This is a genomic window from Amycolatopsis nigrescens CSC17Ta-90, assembly GCF_000384315.1.
In the GTDB taxonomy this organism is placed as follows: domain Bacteria; phylum Actinomycetota; class Actinomycetes; order Mycobacteriales; family Pseudonocardiaceae; genus Amycolatopsis; species Amycolatopsis nigrescens.
In genome coordinates this window covers 2,369,423-2,385,868 of record NZ_ARVW01000001.1, presented here as the reverse complement: position 1 = coordinate 2,385,868, position 16,446 = coordinate 2,369,423, and the positions used below count along the sequence as shown (strand labels likewise).

17 protein-coding genes are annotated in these 16,446 nt (G+C 69.2%); 11 read left to right on the top strand and 6 right to left on the bottom strand.

Features of this window, described 5'->3' with window-relative positions:
* Nucleotides 1–16 precede the first annotated feature (16 nt).
* On the top strand, nucleotides 17–1,189 hold the full coding sequence (locus tag AMYNI_RS0110980; RefSeq protein ID WP_051116302.1) for an MFS transporter: 1,173 nt from the start codon (nucleotides 17–19) through the stop codon (nucleotides 1,187–1,189).
* 61 nt (nucleotides 1,190–1,250) lie between these two features.
* Here the strand turns inward: AMYNI_RS0110980 and AMYNI_RS0110975 are convergent, their stop codons facing one another.
* On the bottom strand, nucleotides 1,251–1,907 hold the full coding sequence (locus tag AMYNI_RS0110975; protein WP_020668057.1) for an O-methyltransferase: 657 nt from the start codon (nucleotides 1,905–1,907) through the stop codon (nucleotides 1,251–1,253).
* 189 nt (nucleotides 1,908–2,096) lie between these two features.
* On the opposite strand from AMYNI_RS0110975, the gene sigE reads away from it, so the two are divergent.
* The 4 genes from sigE to tatB all read left to right on the top strand — a co-directional run bounded on the left by sigE (nucleotide 2,097) and on the right by tatB (nucleotide 5,562).
* A complete protein-coding gene (gene sigE / locus AMYNI_RS0110970; protein ID WP_020668056.1) occupies nucleotides 2,097–2,720 on the top strand; it encodes an RNA polymerase sigma factor SigE in 624 nt (207 codons plus the stop codon).
* Entirely contained in the window at nucleotides 2,717–3,400 is a 684-nt protein-coding gene (locus AMYNI_RS0110965) for an anti-sigma factor family protein (RefSeq protein WP_020668055.1), read from the top strand. The genes sigE and AMYNI_RS0110965 overlap by 4 nt, the downstream gene beginning before the upstream one ends.
* Before the next feature lie 127 nt (nucleotides 3,401–3,527).
* Nucleotides 3,528–5,078: a S1C family serine protease gene (locus AMYNI_RS0110960; protein ID WP_020668054.1), complete on the top strand. Its 1,551-nt coding sequence runs from the start codon at nucleotides 3,528–3,530 to the stop codon at nucleotides 5,076–5,078.
* 58 nt (nucleotides 5,079–5,136) lie between these two features.
* Nucleotides 5,137–5,562: a Sec-independent protein translocase protein TatB gene (gene tatB, locus AMYNI_RS0110955; protein WP_020668053.1), complete on the top strand. Its 426-nt coding sequence runs from the start codon at nucleotides 5,137–5,139 to the stop codon at nucleotides 5,560–5,562.
* A 206-nt stretch (nucleotides 5,563–5,768) separates the two neighbouring features.
* Here the strand turns inward: tatB and AMYNI_RS0110950 are convergent, their stop codons facing one another.
* The 4 genes from AMYNI_RS0110950 to AMYNI_RS0110935 form a co-directional block, all read right to left on the bottom strand.
* Nucleotides 5,769–6,914, bottom strand: a complete 1,146-nt coding sequence (locus AMYNI_RS0110950; protein WP_020668052.1) for an Mrp/NBP35 family ATP-binding protein — start codon at nucleotides 6,912–6,914, stop codon at nucleotides 5,769–5,771.
* 49 nt (nucleotides 6,915–6,963) lie between these two features.
* The gene (locus AMYNI_RS0110945) at nucleotides 6,964–7,485 is read right to left on the bottom strand and encodes a DUF1003 domain-containing protein (protein WP_020668051.1); all 522 of its coding nucleotides are present in this window, start codon (nucleotides 7,483–7,485) and stop codon (nucleotides 6,964–6,966) included.
* Nucleotides 7,478–8,776, bottom strand: a complete 1,299-nt coding sequence (locus tag AMYNI_RS0110940) for a magnesium transporter MgtE N-terminal domain-containing protein (RefSeq protein WP_020668050.1) — start codon at nucleotides 8,774–8,776, stop codon at nucleotides 7,478–7,480. Before AMYNI_RS0110940 ends, AMYNI_RS0110945 begins: the two co-directional genes overlap by 8 nt.
* A gap of 72 nt (nucleotides 8,777–8,848) precedes the next feature.
* On the bottom strand, nucleotides 8,849–9,757 hold the full coding sequence (locus AMYNI_RS0110935) for an aminoglycoside phosphotransferase family protein (RefSeq protein ID WP_020668049.1): 909 nt from the start codon (nucleotides 9,755–9,757) through the stop codon (nucleotides 8,849–8,851).
* Nucleotides 9,758–9,845: 88 nt separating this feature from the next.
* On the opposite strand from AMYNI_RS0110935, the gene AMYNI_RS0110930 reads away from it, so the two are divergent.
* On the top strand, nucleotides 9,846–10,685 hold the full coding sequence (locus AMYNI_RS0110930; protein ID WP_020668048.1) for an SPFH domain-containing protein: 840 nt from the start codon (nucleotides 9,846–9,848) through the stop codon (nucleotides 10,683–10,685).
* On the opposite strand, the gene AMYNI_RS44340 is transcribed toward AMYNI_RS0110930, so the two are convergent.
* On the bottom strand, nucleotides 10,682–10,987 hold the full coding sequence (locus tag AMYNI_RS44340; RefSeq protein ID WP_020668047.1) for a DUF4190 domain-containing protein: 306 nt from the start codon (nucleotides 10,985–10,987) through the stop codon (nucleotides 10,682–10,684). The two genes, AMYNI_RS0110930 and AMYNI_RS44340, sit on opposite strands and share 4 nt — an antisense overlap.
* A 134-nt stretch (nucleotides 10,988–11,121) precedes the next feature.
* Here AMYNI_RS44340 and AMYNI_RS0110920 point away from each other — a divergent pair, with 134 nt between their 5' ends.
* The 5 genes from AMYNI_RS0110920 to AMYNI_RS0110900 all read left to right on the top strand — a co-directional run bounded on the left by AMYNI_RS0110920 (nucleotide 11,122) and on the right by AMYNI_RS0110900 (nucleotide 16,446).
* On the top strand, nucleotides 11,122–12,318 hold the full coding sequence (locus AMYNI_RS0110920) for an acyl-CoA dehydrogenase family protein (protein WP_020668046.1): 1,197 nt from the start codon (nucleotides 11,122–11,124) through the stop codon (nucleotides 12,316–12,318).
* Between the two features lie 162 nt (nucleotides 12,319–12,480).
* On the top strand, nucleotides 12,481–13,011 hold the full coding sequence (locus AMYNI_RS0110915; RefSeq protein WP_026360292.1) for a YflT domain-containing protein: 531 nt from the start codon (nucleotides 12,481–12,483) through the stop codon (nucleotides 13,009–13,011).
* Between the two features lie 290 nt (nucleotides 13,012–13,301).
* Nucleotides 13,302–14,660: an ABC transporter substrate-binding protein gene (locus AMYNI_RS0110910; protein ID WP_084628353.1), complete on the top strand. Its 1,359-nt coding sequence runs from the start codon at nucleotides 13,302–13,304 to the stop codon at nucleotides 14,658–14,660.
* Nucleotides 14,657–15,604: a carbohydrate ABC transporter permease gene (locus AMYNI_RS0110905; RefSeq protein ID WP_020668043.1), complete on the top strand. Its 948-nt coding sequence runs from the start codon at nucleotides 14,657–14,659 to the stop codon at nucleotides 15,602–15,604. Before AMYNI_RS0110910 ends, AMYNI_RS0110905 begins: the two co-directional genes overlap by 4 nt.
* A complete protein-coding gene (locus tag AMYNI_RS0110900; RefSeq protein WP_020668042.1) occupies nucleotides 15,604–16,446 on the top strand; it encodes a carbohydrate ABC transporter permease in 843 nt (280 codons plus the stop codon). Before AMYNI_RS0110905 ends, AMYNI_RS0110900 begins: the two co-directional genes overlap by 1 nt.

Below are 16,446 nucleotides of genomic sequence, written 5' to 3'. Positions count from 1 at the left end.
GGCTTAGTTTCAGGCGGTGACCCAGTCGACCCAGTTAGCCGCTCCGCCGAAAACCCGCCGGGTCACCATCTCCGTGGCGGCCGCCGGCATCTCGTCGTTCGCCCTGCTGTACGCGCCGCAGGCGGTGCTGCCGCAGCTCGCGGCCGAGTTCCAGCTCGCCCCCGGCGGCGCCTCGCTGGCGGTGAGCGTGGCTACCGGGGCGCTGGCGATCGCGGTGCTGCCGCTGGCCGCACTGTCCGAAGTGGTCGGTCGCAGGCCGGTCATCCTGGCCTCGGTGGTGCTGTCCGTCCTGCTCGGACTGCTGCTGCCGCTCGCGCCGTCGTACCCGGTGCTGCTCGTGCTGCGCGCCCTGCAGGGAGTGGCGATCGCCGGTTTCCCCGGGGTCGCGGCCGCCTATCTGGTCGAGCAGCTCGGCCGCACCGGGGTGGCCGCGGCGGTCGGTGCGATGATCGCCGGGAACACCGTCGGCGGCATGCTCGGGCGGCTGTCCAGCGGGTTCGCCGCGGACCGGCTCGGCTGGCACGGCGCGCTCGCGGTGGTGGCCGGGCTCGCCGCGGCCTGCTCGGTGCTGACCGTGCTCACCCTGCCGAAAGGCCGCCCTGCCCCGCGCGGCGAGTCCGTTTTCGCCGGGCTGCTGCTGGCCTTGCGCAAACCGGTGCTGCTCGTCCAGTACTCGGTCGCACTGCTGGCCATGGGCTCGTTCGTCGCGTTGTACAACGCGGCTGGTTTCCGGCTGACCGCCGAACCGCTCGGTCTCGCCCCGGCGGTCGCGTCGCTGGTGTTCCTCGCCTACGCGATGGGCGCGGTCTCGTCCGGCATGGCCGGACGGCTGGCCATCCGATTCGGCCGGACCCGGTCGCTGGTCGCCGGGCTGCTGACCACCATCGCCGGCGCGGCGCTGACCATTCCCGACTCGCTGCCGCTGGTGGTGCTCGGTTTCGTGGTGCTCACCGGCGGCTTCTTCGCCGCGCATTCGGTGGCCAACGGCTGGGCCGCGGCGGAGGCGCCGGAAGGGGCGCGCGGGCAGGTCGGCGGCCTGTACACGCTCGCCTACTACCTGGGCAGCAGCGTCGGCGGCACCGCGGGCAGCACGGTGTACGGCCACGCCGGCTGGACCTGGCTGATCGCCCTCACCGCCGGCTGGCTCTGCCTGGCCGTGCTCGCCGTACTGGCCCTACGCCGCTCGTGAGTGGAAACGGTTGCCAGGGCAACACTTTTCACTCACGACGTCTGACCTGGGGAAACGTCGCTCAGCATGCGGTGGCGACGAGCAGGCCGCCGCCGACCGGGAGCAGCGCGGGCACCAGCCGCTCGTCCTCGCGGATCTCCCTGGCCAGCTCGCGCAGGGCGAGCGCCTCGGGGTCCCGTCGCGTGTGGTCGCCGAGCCGGGCACCGGCCAGCACGTTGTGGAACGCGATCACCCCGCCGGGACGCAGCAGGTGCACGCCGTGCGCGAAGTAGCTCGGGTACTCGACCCTGGCCGCGTCGACGAACACCAGGTCGTAGCCGCCGCTGGTCAGCCTGGGTAGCACGTCCAGCGCGCGGCCCATGATCAGCCGCATCCGGCCGGCCGGGAAGCCGGCGTCCAAGAAGGTCCGGCGCGCGGCGCGGTGGTACTCCGGCTCGATGTCGATGGTGGTGAGCACGCCGTCCTCGGCCATCCCGCGCAGCAGGTACAGCCCGCTGACCCCGGCGCCGGTGCCGATCTCCACCACTGCCCGCGCCTGCAGGGTGGCCGCCAGGAACCGCAGGGCCGAGCCGCCCGCCGGGCTCAGCGGTGCGCAGCCGAAGTCCGCGGACCGGCCACGGGCCGCGACCAGCACCTCGTCGTCGGGCAGGTAGCCCTCGACGTAATCAGCCCAGTCGGTGTGATCCGCCGCGGCGGAGGTGTGGGTCTCGGAGCTCACTGGGGCAGGTTAGCGGGGGTTGTCGATAAATACGTGCAGGCTGCCTGGCACGTCCGCGCCTTGTTCTCTCAGGCTCTTCTCAGCGCTGTCTCACTACAACCATAAGGAAGTCGGCGAAACTACGTCTGACATACCGGGAACACCGTGCGGATGAGCCGCGTTGGGTGGAGTAGTAGGGAGACGAACCTGATGGAGGTGCCTTCCCAGCCGATGCAGAAGACCGAGACGAAGGACGCGCAGCTCGCGACCGAGGTCGAGCCCGTGACGGTCGAAGAGACCGCGTGGACGCCCCCGTCGTGGGACGAGGTCGTGCGTGAACACGCGGACCGCGTCTACCGGCTCGCGTACCGGCTCACCGGTAACGCGCACGACGCCGAGGACCTGACCCAGGAGACCTTCATCCGGGTGTTCCGCTCCCTCGCGTCGTACAAGCCCGGCACCTTCGAAGGCTGGCTGCACCGGATCACCACCAACCTCTTCCTGGACATGGCCCGCCGCCGTTCGCGGGTGCGGATGGAGGGCCTGCCGGAGGACACCGACCGGATCGTCGGTGACGACCCGAGCCCTGAGCAGGTGTACTCCGACACCCATCTCGACCCTGACCTGCAGGAAGCGCTGGACGAGCTGCCGCCGGAGTTCCGCGCGGCGGTCGTGTTGTGTGACGTGGAAGGCCTGTCCTACGAAGAGATCGGCGCGACGCTGGGCGTGAAGCTCGGCACCGTGCGCAGCCGGATCCACCGTGGCCGGCAGGCACTGCGAGCCTCGCTCGAGCGCAGGCGCGCCCTCCGGCGGGAAGAGGTAGTTCCGGTATGAGCGAGCTGCGAGGTTGGGGCCTTCCCGAGTCGCATCTGCTTCCCGACGCGGTAGTCGCTTACGTGGACGGTGAGCTTTCCCTCGGTGCGCAGGACCGCGCCGCGTCGCATGTCGCCCGCTGCCCGAGCTGCGCCGCCGAGGTCGGTGCCCAGCGCCAGGCCCGTGCCGCGGTGAAACGCGCCGAGTCGCCTTCGATGTCGGCCGGTTTCCTGGACAGCCTCCGCTCCATCCCCGAACACACCGAGGTGTCCACCACCCCGGACAACCTGGCCATCACCGAGGACGGTCAGCTGGTCGCGATCCAGCGTCCGGACCGGGTGGCCGGCCTGCGTTCCTCCGGCGTGCTGGGCGGACCGGCTCCGCTCGGCTCGTCTGCCCCGCTGGGCAACTCGCCGAACGTGCTCGGCTCGGCCCGCCGCCGTGCCGCACAGGGTGCCGGCGTCGTGGTGTCCGGCCTGGTGCTGAGCGCGCTGGCCCTGGTGGCGACCTCCGGCGGCGGTGGCACCAACGAGGTGAACACCGAACCAGTCGGCGGTACGCCGCCGAACGTGCTGCGCGCGCAGTTCGGCGGGGTCGCCCCGCCGCCGACCACATCGCTGAGCACGCCGACTACATCGCTGAGCACGCCGCTGCCGACGCCGCTGCCCACCGGCACCACCCCGCTCGTCGCGCAGCGCTGAGCCGCGTTCGCCCTGGCAGACAAGGCAACGCGCACTTCACCGGTCTGACGGCAAACTGCGGAGGTATCGTCACGCCGGCAGACGCGCTCGCCGAAACGGCGTGTGAAGCACCTATCCAGCTCGGGGAATGATGAGCCAGCCGAACTCGCACCAGGACCGTCCCGGCGCACCGCAGCGTGAGCCGAGGCTCATGCCGCGGCCGGTGGCGCAACCCGCGGTGGACCCCGCGCAGGCGGCGACGTTCGGCAGGCCGCGCGGGGTGACCGGTGCCTTCGACCGGCTCTACGCCCCGGATGCGCGCAACGGCAAGGAAGCCGAGGGCGTCACCTTGGCGCCACCCCCACCGGAGTCGCTCGCCGAGGCATTCAGCCGCCCCCAGGACACTCCGGGCGTGCGGCTTCAGCGGCCGCGTGACGACAACGGGTCCGGTCCCGGCGGGAACGGCGCGGAACCTCCGCTGTGGTCCGCACCGGCCGATCCGTGGCGTGACCCGGGCGCCGGCGCGGTGCTCGGCAGCCCGGCGTTGCGCACCGACGCAGCGGACGACGAGGACGAGGAGCGGCCGAAGGGCGCGCTGCTGTCCCTGCCCGAGGTGCTGTTCGGCCGCCGGGTGAAGCCGGTCGCGCTGGGTCTGCTCGGGGTGGTCGCGCTGCTGGTCGGCGCGCTGGGTGGGCTGGTCGGCTGGTGGCTGGCGGACACCGGTGACTCGCTCACCGGCCAGGCCACCATCGCCGAAGCGGAGGGCGGCAAGGAGCGGGCCCCCGGCTCGGTGTCCGACATCGCCAAGCGGGTCGCCCCGGCGGTGATCAAGATCGACGTGACCTCCGGGCCGGACCAGCCGGGGGTCACCGGCTCCGGCGTGATGATCGATCCGCAGGGATACGCGCTGACCAACGCACACGTGATCGACCCCGCCGCGAAGGACCCGAAGATGAAGATCAGCGCGGTGTTCGTGGACGGTTCGCGGGGCGAGGCGAAGCTGGTCGCGTCCGATCCCAAGACGGACCTCGCGGTGATCAAGGTGAGCGTGCGCAATCCCACCGTGATGCAGATCGGGAAGTCCGCGGACCTGGCCGTCGGCGACTCCGTGCTCGCGATCGGTTCGCCGCAGCGCCTGGCGAACACGGTGACCCAGGGCATCGTGAGCGCGCTCAACCGGCCGGTCAGCGCGGGCGGCGACCCCGGCGAGGCGCTGGTCACCTATGACGCCATCCAGACCGACGCCTCGATCAACCCCGGTAACTCCGGTGGCGCGCTGGTGGACTCCAGCGGCGCGCTGGTCGGGATCAACTCCTCGATCAAGACCGGCACCAGCAACGGCGAGGGCGGCAGTGTGGGGCTCGGGTTCGCGATCCCCAGCGACTACGCGATCAACATCGCGCAGAAACTCATCAAGGACGGCAAGGTCCAGCACGCCGAGATCGGCATCAACGCTTCTTCGGTGGTCGCGGACACCGAGTCCGGCGCGAAGGTGCAGAACGTGGTCGGTGGCGGGCCCGCCGCGCAGGCCGGGATCGCCGAGGGCGACGTGATCACCAAGGTCGGCGATCGCGTGGTGCGCGACTCGCCGGAACTGACCGTCGCGGTCCGTGCGCACAACGTCGGGGATCGGGTACCGGTGCAGCTGGTCCGGCAGGGCCGTCCGCTCACCGTGGACGTGACGCTGGGGTCGGACTGACTTCTGGCGGTACGCTGGGTTCGGCTGGGTGGAAAAGCCCGTTGAGGCGGAGGTTCGCGTGTTCGAGAGCGTTGGCTGGGGCGAGATCCTCGTGCTCATCGTCGCCGGGCTGTTCATCCTCGGCCCGGAGCGGCTGCCGGAGGCGGCCGCCTGGGTCGGCAAGAGCATGCGCAAGGTCCGCGAGTTCGCCACCGGGGCCCGTCAGCAGCTCCGCGAGGAGATGGGCCCGGAGTTCGACGAGCTGCGCAAACCGCTGGAGGATCTGCGCGGGCTGCGGAACTTCGACCCGAAGCGAGTGGTCACTCAGCACCTGTTCGACGGTGACCCGGACCCGCTCGGCCTGAACAACATCAACGGCAACGGCGGCGGCAACGGCGGTAGCAAGCCGAACGGCTACCCCGGCGCCGGCGCGACTTCGGCGCCGAGCCAGCCGGAATCCCTCAAGCCGGGCGAAAAACCGCCGGTCGACCCGGACGCCACCTGAGCCTGAGCTTCGGCCGTTCGGCCGCGCGTTTGTCAGCGCTGTCAGCGCTGTTGCCGCTGTCGCGCGGTTGTGCACAGTCGGCCCGTCCTGTGGACAACTCGCTCGCGCGCGGCGGAAACCGCGTGGGGGCCGGATAGACTGGAGCGGGGCGGCCCCCCGGGTTGGGTGGGGGACTGCGCTCGGGGGTTTTCGGGCTGTGTCGAGGGTCAGCGGCCGGCGGGGGTGACGTTCAGCATCATGCCGGCCAGGCCGCGGGCGCGGGTGGACAGCTTCGACGCGGTTTCGCGCAGTACCTGTGCGGCCGGGGCGTCCGGCTCGGCGAGCACGATCGGGGTGCCGACATCGCCCTGTTCACGCAGCCGCGGGTCCAGTGGCACCTGGCCGAGCAGCGGCACGGTGGCGCCGGTGGACTTGGTCAGCGAGTCCGCCACGGCCTGACCGCCGCCGGAGCCGAAGACCTCCATCCGGGAGCCGTCCGGCATCTCCAGCCAGGACATGTTCTCGATCACGCCGGCCAGCCGCTGCCTGGTCTGCATCGCGATCGCGCCGGCGCGCTCGGCCACCTCGGCGGCGGCCTGCTGCGGGGTGGTGACCACCAGGATCTCCGCGTTCGGGATCAGCTGGGCGACCGAGATCGCCACATCGCCGGTGCCCGGCGGCAGGTCCAGCAGCAGGATGTCCAGATCGCCCCAGAACACGTCGGCCAGGAACTGCTGCAGCGCGCGGTGCAGCATCGGGCCACGCCACATCACCGGCGTGTTGCCCGGGGTGAACATGCCGATCGAGATCACCTTCACGCCGTGCGCCTGCGGCGGCATGATCATGGTGTCCACCTTGGTCGGCTTCTCGCCCGCGCCGAGCATCCGCGGCACCGAGTGCCCGTAGATGTCCGCGTCCACCACACCGACGGACAGGCCGCGCTCGGCCATCGCCACCGCCAGGTTCACCGTGACGCTGGACTTGCCGACCCCGCCCTTGCCGGAGGCCACGCAGTACACCCTGGTCAGCGAGCCGGGCTGGGCGAACGGGATCACCGGGTCCTTGGCGTCGCCGCGCAGCGACTTGCGCAGCTCGGTGCGCTGCTCGTCGCTCATCACGTCCAGCTCGACGCGCACGTCCTTGACACCGTCGAGCTTCTTGACCGCCTCGGTGGTGTCCTTGGTGATGGTGGCCTTGAGCGGACAGCCGGCCACCGTGAGGTAGATGCCGACCGTGACCAGCCCGTCCGCGCCGACCTCCACGTCCTTGACCATGCCGAGGTCGGTGATCGGCTTTTTGATCTCGGGGTCGTAGACGTCCTTGAGCGCGTTCCGGACATCTTCGACACTGGGAATCTGCTGTGTGCTGGTCACTGCTCGAGCACCGGCCTTCGGTGGGGGACTAGATGTTGCTCCCCCCATGTTACGGATGACCGCCGCGGGCTTCGTCCGCGCGGCCGCCCTTGCTCTTGCGGGGCTTGGTGTTCAGGTCCTCACGCAGTTTGTCCAGCTCGCCGCGGAGGTAGTCGCGGGTGGCCACCTCGCCGACCGCCAGCCGCAGCGCGGCCAGCTCACGGGCGAGATATTCGGTGTCGGCCTTGGTCTGCGCGGCCCGGTTGCGGTCCTCGTCCAGTGAGACGCGGTCCCGGTCGTCCTGCCGGTTCTGCGCCAGCAGGATCAGCGGCGCGGCGTACGCGGCCTGGGTGGAAAAGGCCAGGTTGAGCAGGATGAACGGGTACGGGTCCCAGCGCAGCGACACCGCCGTGAGGTTCAGCACGATCCAGACCAGCACCAGCAGCGTCTGCCAGAACAGGTATTTGCCGGTGCCGAGGAACCTGGCGATGCGCTCGGTGAGCCTGCCGAAGGTGTCCGGGTCGATGTTGATCGCGAACCGGCTGGACCGGCGGGGCTGGTCCAGCCGGCGCCTGGACAGCAGCTCAGGCATTGCCCACCTCCTCGGGGATGTCCCCGGTCACGTCGTGCAACCCGGTCTCGCGCCAGTCCTCCGGCAGCAGGTGGTCCAGCACGTCGTCCACGGTGACCGCGCCGAGCAGGTGGTCCTCGCTGTCCACCACCGGCCCGCAGGCCAGGTTGTACGCGGCGAAATAACGGGTGACCTCGGACAGCGGCGCACCTGGCCGCAGCGCGGGCAGATCCGAGTCGACGGTGGTCGCGACCATCTCGGCGGGCGGCTCGCGCAGCAGCCGCTGGAAGTGCACGCAGCCGACGTAGCGGCCGGTCGGGGTCTCGGTGGGCGGGCGGCAGACGAACACCATGCTGGCCAGCGCGGCCGGCAGCTCCGCGTTGCGGATCCTGGCCAGCGCCTCGGCCACGGTGGCGTCCGGGGTGAGCACCACCGGCTCCGGGGTCATCAGCCCGCCCGCGGTATCGGAGGAGTAGGCCAGCAGCCGGCGGACCGGTTCGGACTCCTCCGGCTCCATCAGCTCCAACAGCCTGCTCTGCTCCGCCGGTGCCAGCTCGCCCAGCAGGTCGGCGGCGTCGTCCGGGTTCATCGCCTCGAGGATGTCCGCGGCCCGCTCCTCCGGCAGGTGCGCGATCAGGTCCTTCTGGTCGTCCTCCGGCAGCTCTTCGATCACGTCCGCGAGCCGCTCGTCGTCCATCGCGTCGGCCACCTCGTACCGCCGTTTGGCCGGCAGGTCGCGCAGGGTCACCGCGACGTCCACCGCGCGCATGGTGTCGAACAGCACGAGCAGCTGCCCGGCACCCTGCGGCTGACCGGACAGGTCGGTCAGGCCGAGCCCGGCCACCTCCGACCACGGCAGCACCTGCAGGGCGGTACGGCGACGGCCGAGGCCGAGCCGGGTGCTGCGCTCCCGCACGGCCAGCTTGGCGATCACCCAGTCCCTGGTCCTGGTCGGCTCCATCGCGGCGTCCACCACGGTGACCCTGCTCTCCGCGGTACCGAGCCGCGCGTGCGCGTCGAGCAACTGGCCGAGCACGAGCACTTCGTTGGGGCGCTGGTGAAAATGGCGCATGTTGACCGAGCCGGTGGCCAACGTCACGGCGTTCGGTTCGATCGAGGTGATCCGCAGCATCGGCACGAACACGCGGCGGCGGGTGGTGAGCTCCACGACCAGCCCGAGCACCCGCGGCGGCTGATGGTCCAGGCGCAGCCCGGCGACCAGGTCACGGACCTTCCCGATCGACTCGCCATCCGGGCCGAACACCGGCAGTCCTGCCAGCTGAGCTGCGAAAACCCTGTTCACGGCGGCCATGGCGCCAGGCTATCGGCTCCCCGGCCGGTTCGCGCGCTTCAGCGGGCGCGGTGTGTTCAGCGCGTCAGCGCGTCAGTGCGTGCTCGAGGCGGCCCACTCGGCGATCACGGGAGCGGTGGCGTAGGCGGGATCGCCGGTGTTGTCGATCTCTTCCTCGTCTTCGACCATCCACAGCCAGTTCTGCACCGCGCGGACCAGCGTCCAGGTGCGGGCGCGGTCGGCGTCCAGGCCCATCGCGGAAACCACGGCTGCCATCCGTTCGTCCAGAGTGGACTCCGTGGAACGGTTCCACAGCAACGGGATCACGCCGAACTCCAGATCGCCGGCGAGCGGGTTCGGGTCGATCACCAGCCACGGCTCGCGCGCACCGGCGAGCACGTTCTCGAAGTGCAGGTCCTCGTTCACCAGCAGCGACCCCGAGGACGGGCCGAGGTCGCGGCACACCTCCACGGCCGCGTCCACCAGCCGCCGTCCGAAAGGCTCACCGAGGTCGTGCCAGGACCGCGGCAGCTCCTCGACCAGCTCTTTCGCCTCGGTGCGCTGTTCGCGGGACAGCTCCGCGGGTGCCGGTACGGCCAGCCGCCGGGCCAGTTCCCCGGCCACCTCGATCGCCTTGCCGAGCGGCTCGTCGTTCAGCGACCGGCTCGCGTCCAGCAGCTCCAGCAGCAGCACGCCGGTCGCGGGGTCGTGCTCCAGCATCAGCACCGCACCACGACCGGCCCATGTGGACAGTGCGATCGGTTCGTCGCGGGTGTCCTCGTCCTGCCAGCCCAGTTTGAGCGCGACCTGGGTGCCGTCCGCGCGGCGGGCGGGTTGCACCACGCCGGCATAGCCGTGCATCGGCTCGCCTTCGAACCGCAGCCCCCACTCGCGGGCGTAGTGCGACGCCAGCCCCGGCAGCGAAGCCAGCCAGTCACGCGCGCCGTCGCCCAGCTCCACGGCTTTCTCGGCGAAGGTGGCAGGGATCTTCAGCTCGTTCACGCGGCCAGCATCCCAGTGCCGTCGAACGGTTTTCCGGTGGCCGGTGCGGAGTACGATCGAGTAGGGGGACGTGTACCCGGGAGCTGCCATGCTGGTGGAAATCTTCTCCGCGATCGTCGCCGTCGGAGCCGTCGGGCTCGCCAGTGGAGTCCGTGTGGTCAGACAGTACGAACGCGGGCTGGTGTACCGCTTCGGCCGGGTCCGGCCGAAGGTCCGCGAGGCGGGCATCGCCTTCCTGGTGCCGGGTGTGGACCGGCTGCAGAAGGTGAACATGCAGATCATCACCATGCCGGTGCCCGCGCAGGACGGCATCACCAGGGACAACGTCACCGTCCGGGTGGACGCGGTGGTCTACTTCAAGGTGATCGACCCGGTGCTGGCCGCGGTGAACGTGCAGGACTACCGGTCCGCGGTCGGCCAGGTGGCGCAGACCTCGCTGCGCTCGATCATCGGCAAGAGCGACCTGGACGACCTGCTCTCCAACCGGGAGCGGCTGAACGAGGGCCTGGAGCTGATGATCGACAGCCCGGCGCTGGACTGGGGCATCCAGATCGACCGGGTGGAGATCAAGGACGTCGCGCTGCCGGAGACGATGAAGCGCTCCATGTCGCGGCAGGCCGAGGCGGAACGCGAGCGTCGCGCCAGGGTGATCTCCGCGGACGGTGAACTGCAGGCGTCCCACAAGCTGTCCCAGGCCGCGGCCGCCATGGCCGACACCCCGGCCGCGTTGCAGCTGCGGCTGCTGGAGACCGTGGTGCAGGTGGCCGCGGAGAAGAACTCCACGCTGGTGCTGCCGTTCCCGGTGGAGCTGCTGCGGTTCCTCGACGCCGCCACCAAGGACGCCGGCGGGCAGCAGAGCCATCGGGTGGAGCCGGAGGCGAGCAACGGCAGCCAGCCGCCGGTGCCGAGGTCCCCCGAGGACGGCTAGTTCCGGCCGGACAGCAGGATCAGGACCACGGCCAGCAGGGACAACCAGAGTGCGACGATCGTGTAGCCGACGATGATCGCGGCCAGTGCCATGCCCCGGCCGTCCACCTCGCCGCGGCCGGCCCGGCGGTAGGCGACATGGCCGAGCACGATGCCGATGACGGTGGACAGGCCGCAGAACAGGATCCCCGTGCAGGAGCAGATCAGCGCCACGACGGCGAGGTCGGCATCGCGCTTGCCACTCGCCGTGGCCGGCACCGGGGCGGACGTCGAGTACTCGTACGGGTGTTCGGGGTCCGCCATCGATACTGCCTTTGCGCTCGGTCCTGCGGGAAGGAGCGGTGGTGGCTTCCCCCAGAGGTGAGCATCTCATAGCGGCCGTCGCGCCCAGCGGTCATACTCACCGGTAACCAGCGCCACCACGAAAGGGAGCTCGCATGGCCCGCCTCGCCCAGACCGCCGGCCTCACCGATGTGCAGTCCGAGATCCTGTCCACGGTCCGTTCGTTCGTGGACAAGGAGGTCATCCCGCACGCCCAGGAGCTCGAGCACGGTGACACCTACCCGTCGGACATCGTCGAGGGCATGAAGGAGATGGGCCTGTTCGGGATCACCATTCCCGAGGAGTACGGCGGGCTCGGCGAGTCGCTGCTGACCTACGCGCTGGTGGTGGAGGAGATCGCGCGCGGCTGGATGAGCGTGTCCGGGGTGATCAACACCCATTTCATCGTGGCGCACATGATCTCCCGGCACGGCACCGAGGAGCAGAAGAAGCACTTCCTGCCCAGGATGGCCACCGGTGAGGTGCGCGGCTCGTTCTCGATGTCGGAGCCGGACCTCGGTTCGGACGTGGCCGCGATCAAGACCAGGGCCCGCAAGGACGGCGACTCCTACCGCATCGACGGCTCGAAGATGTGGCTGACCAACGGTGGCAGCTCGAACCTGATCGCGCTGCTGGTCAAGACCGACGAGGGCGCGGAGAAGGCGCACCAGAACCTCACCACGTTCCTGGTGGAAAAGCCGGAGGGGTTCGGCGAGGTGGCGCCGGGGCTGACCATTCCCGGCAAGATCGAGAAAATGGGCTACAAGGGCGTGGACACCACCGAGGCGGTGTTCGACGGGTTCGAGATCGGTGCCGACCGGGTGCTCGGCGAACAGCCCGGCAAGGGCTTCTCCTTCATGATGGACGGGATCGAGGTCGGTCGGGTGAACGTGGCCGCGCGCGCCTGCGGGATCGCGATCCGCGCGTTCGAGCTCGCGGTGGAGTACGCCCAGCAGCGCAAGAGCTTCGGCAAGGCGATCGCCGAGCACCAGGCGATCGCGTTCAAGCTCGCCGAAATGGCCACCAAGGTGGAGGCCGCGCACCTGATGATGGTGAACGCGGCGCGGCTGAAGGACACCGGCGCGCGCAACGACGTCGAGGCCGGGATGGCCAAGCTGATCGCCAGCGAGTACTGCGCCGAGGTCACCCAGGACGCGTTCCGGATCCACGGCGGCTACGGCTATTCGAAGGAGTACGAGATCGAGCGGCTGATGCGCGAGGCGCCGTTCCTGCTGATCGGCGAGGGCACCAGCGAGATCCAGAAGACCATCATCAGCCGCGGCCTCCTCCGCGAATACAAGTCCAAATCCTGACCCCCGCCAGCCCCCGCTTGTCCGTGAAGGCCACCTTGCCTACGTTCAAGGTAGGCAAGGTGGCCTTCACGGACTTGAGGCTTGACTGAGGGCGCATTCGCGTGTTGAGCGGCTGGTTGGCAGGATAGAAGGGGCACCCACCCCTCTTCGACAGCACAGGTGATGATCGTGAGCGGTCCTTTTTCGTCAGCCGGACGGCCGGCCGCCGGGCAGCCACGCCTGCCAACGCCACCCACCGGATGGCCGATCGGTTCCTACGACAACTACTCCGAAGCGCAGCGCGCGGTGGAACACCTCGCCGACAATGACTTCACCGTCCAGGACGTGACCATCGTCGGGGTCGACCTGATGCTGGTGGAGCGGGTGATCGGCCGGTTGTCCTGGGGCAAGGTGCTGGGCACCGCTGCCGTCTCCGGTGCCTGGTTCGGCCTGCTCATCGGCATCCTGCTGAGCATGTTCAACTCGCAGGGGGTCAGCTACGCGCCGATCCTGGTCGGCATGCTGACCGGTGTGCTGTTCGCGCTGATCTTCGCGGCGATCAGTTACGCCTCCACCCGCGGCCGCCGGGACTTCTCCTCGAGCAGCCAGCTGGTGGCCGGCCGCTACGACGTGCTGTGCCAGCCGCGCAACGCCGAACAGGGCCGGGATCTGCTCGCGAAGCTGGCCATGCGGCCTTCTGGCTCAACGAGCTGACACACTCCGACCAGTCTTGGACCGCTCTTCCGGCTGACCCCCGATTCACCCGTTACCCTGGCGAGTTTTCCCCCGTCCAGGGGACGCGGGGCTATTTTCCTGAATCGTTACGGATACTGCTTGCGGGCCGTGATCGCCCGGCATAGGTTGCTCAGCACCAGTTGGGCGGGTGGTACGTGAACTTCCCGCCCAGCGTCATGCACGTCGGGGTGCGGGTGCGGTGCTTCTCCTCGCCGCGCGGCATTTCGGGCCGGTCCCGCGCCGGGCGTGCGCGCTGAGAAGGAGTCCGAATGGGGAAGCGGCAAGAGCCTCCCGCGAGGGAGCGCCTGAACATGCCGGGCAGGAAACGCAGGCGTGGAAGGCCACCGGGCCGGACGTTCGCCGCGCTCGGTGCGGGAGTGCTGGCCGCCGGCCTGTTGACCGGCTGCGGCGCGGCGACCGGGTTGAAGGTCAATATCTACTACGCGCCCGAAGACACGTTCCAGAGCGTGGTCGACAACTGCAACAAGCAGGCGGGCAACCGCTACGAGATCGTCTACAACAAGCTGCCGCGCGACGCGGACGGCCAGCGCGAGCAGATGGTGCGCAGGCTGGCCGCCGGCGACGAGGAGCTGGACATCCTCGGCCTCGACGTCACCTGGGTGGCCGAGTTCGCCAAGGCCGGCTGGGCGGAGGAGTGGACCGGCGAGAACAAGGCCAAGGCCGAGGCCGGGGTGCTGCCAGGACCGCTGGAAACCGCCAAGCTGGACGGAAAACTCTACGGCGCCACCAAGAACACCAACGTCCAGCTGCTCTGGTACGACGACCGGGTCACCCCGAAGCCGCCGGCGACCTGGGACGAGATGATCGCCGACGCGCAGCGGCTCAAGGCCGAGGGCAAGCCGAACCAGGTGCTGTTCACCGGTGCCCAATACGAGGGCCTCGTCGTCATCTACAACACCCTGGTCGAGTCCGCCGGCGGGCACATCCTGTCCGACGACGGCAAGTCCGTGGTGATGGACGAAGGCGCGGTGAAGGCGCTGGAGATCCTCAAGCAGGTCACCTCCACCGGCATCACCGATCCTTCGCTGACCAACCAGAAGGAGGACGAGGTCCGGCAGGCCTTCCAGAAGGGCAACGGCGCGTTCGAGCTGAACTGGCCGTTCGTCTACCCCTCCTACGCCAAGGACAAGAAGGCGGACCTGCCGCACTTCAGGTGGACCACCTACCCTTCGGTGAATCCCGGCCAGCCGGCGAAGACCACCATCGGCGGCTACGACCTCGCGGTCAGCCCGTACTCCAAGCACAAGCCGGAAGCCTTCGAGGCGGCACTGTGCTTGCGCAGCGCGGAAAGCCAGAAGTTCTCCGCGCTCAAGGACGGGGTGCCGCCGAGCCTGGAGTCCATCTACACCGACACCGTGCCGCTCGATCCGGCCAAGCCCGCCGGTGACGACAACCCGAGCATGGACACCAAGTACCCGATGCGCGAGACCATCCTGACCGCGTTGAAGAACGCCGCGCTGCGGCCACCGACCCCGGCGTACCAGACGCTGTCCACGGTGATCTCGAAGCTGCTTTCCCCGCCGTCGGCGATCGATCCGCGCTCCACCGCCGACAAGCTGCGCGACCAGCTCAACGAGGCGCTTCAGTCCAAGGGGGTGATCCCGTGAGTCATGCCATCGCAGATGCTCCGGCGAGCGCGAAGAAACCGAAGAAGGCCAAACCCGCGCTGAGCGAGGGAAAGAAGGCGGAACGGCGGCTCGGCCTGCTGCTGTGCGCGCCGGCCGCGCTGGTCATGATCGCGGTCACCGGCTGGCCGATCATCTACTCGTTCCTGCTCTCGCTGCAACGCTACGACCTGAGGTTCCCGGCGGAGAAGGAGTTCATCGGCTTCGACAACTACGTCTCGGTGCTGTCGAACTCCTACTGGTGGACCGCGTTCGGCACCACGATGCTGCTCACCGTGGTCTCGGTGGCGATCGAGCTGGTGCTCGGCATGGCGCTGGCGCTGATCATGCACCGCACGCTGGTCGGCCGCGGCCTTGTCCGCACGGTGGCGCTGATCCCGTACGGCATCGTGACGGTGGCGGCGGCGTATTCCTGGTACTTCGCCTGGACGCCGGACACCGGCTACCTGGCCACCCTGCTCGCGCCGGACTCGGCGCTGCTCACCGAGCGGCTGCCGTCGATGGCCATCATCATCCTGGCCGAGGTGTGGAAGACCACGCCGTTCATGGCGCTGCTGCTGATGGCCGGGCTGGCGCTGGTGCCGGACGACCTGCTCAAGGCGGCGTCGATGGACGGCGCGAACGCGTGGCAGCGGTTCACCAAGGTGATGATCCCGGTGATGAAGCCGGCCATCCTGGTGGCGCTGCTGTTCCGCACCCTGGACGCGTTCCGGATCTTCGACAACATCTTCGTGCTCACCAAGGGCGCGCAAGATACCGCGTCGGTGTCCATGCAGACCTACAACAACCTGATCAAAGGGCTCAACCTTGGCATCGGGTCCACCATGTCCGTGCTGATCTTCCTGACCGTGGCGATCATCGCGTTCATCTTCATCAAGGTGTTCGGCACCGCCGCACCCGGTTCCGACCAAGGGGGGAAGCGCTGATGGTGATGGGAGGCGCGGTCACCACCGGCCGCAAGGTCAAATGGGGCCTGATCGACATCCTGGTGGTCGTCTACGCACTGTTCCCGGTGCTGTGGATCGCTTCGCTGTCGTTCAAGTCCAAAAAGGCGCTCGACGACGGCGGGTTCTGGCCGACGGAATGGACGCTGAAGAACTACAAGGACATCTTCGTCACCAACGAGTTCATCCGCGCGCTGATCAACTCGATCGGCATCGCGGTGATCGCGACCGTGATCGCGGTGGTGCTCGGCACCATGGCGGCCTACGCGATCGCCAGGCTCGACTTCCCCGGAAAGCAGGTGCTGGTCGGGGTTTCGCTGCTGATCGCGATGTTCCCGCAGGTGTCGCTGGTCAGCCCGTTGTTCAACATCGAGCGCCAGCTCGGGTTGTTCGACACCTGGCCGGGCCTGATCCTGCCGTACATCACGTTCGCGCTGCCGCTGGCGATCTACACGCTTTCCGCGTTCTTCAAGGAAATCCCGTGGGAGCTGGAAAAGGCGGCGAAGATGGACGGCGCCACGCCGGCGCAGGCATTCCGGAAGGTGATCGCCCCGCTGGCCGCACCGGGCGTGTTCACCACCGCGATCCTGGTGTTCATCTTCTGCTGGAACGACTTCCTGTTCGCCATCTCGCTGACGTCCACCGAGGCGTCGCGCACGGTGCCGGCGGCGTTGTCGTTCTTCACCGGTGCCTCGCAGTTCGAGGAACCGACCGGCACGATCGCCGCGGCCGCCGTGGTGATCACCATTCCGATCATTCTGTTCGTGTTGTTCTTCCAGCGCCGCATCGTCGCGGGGCTGACGTCTGGCGCGGTGAAGGGGTAA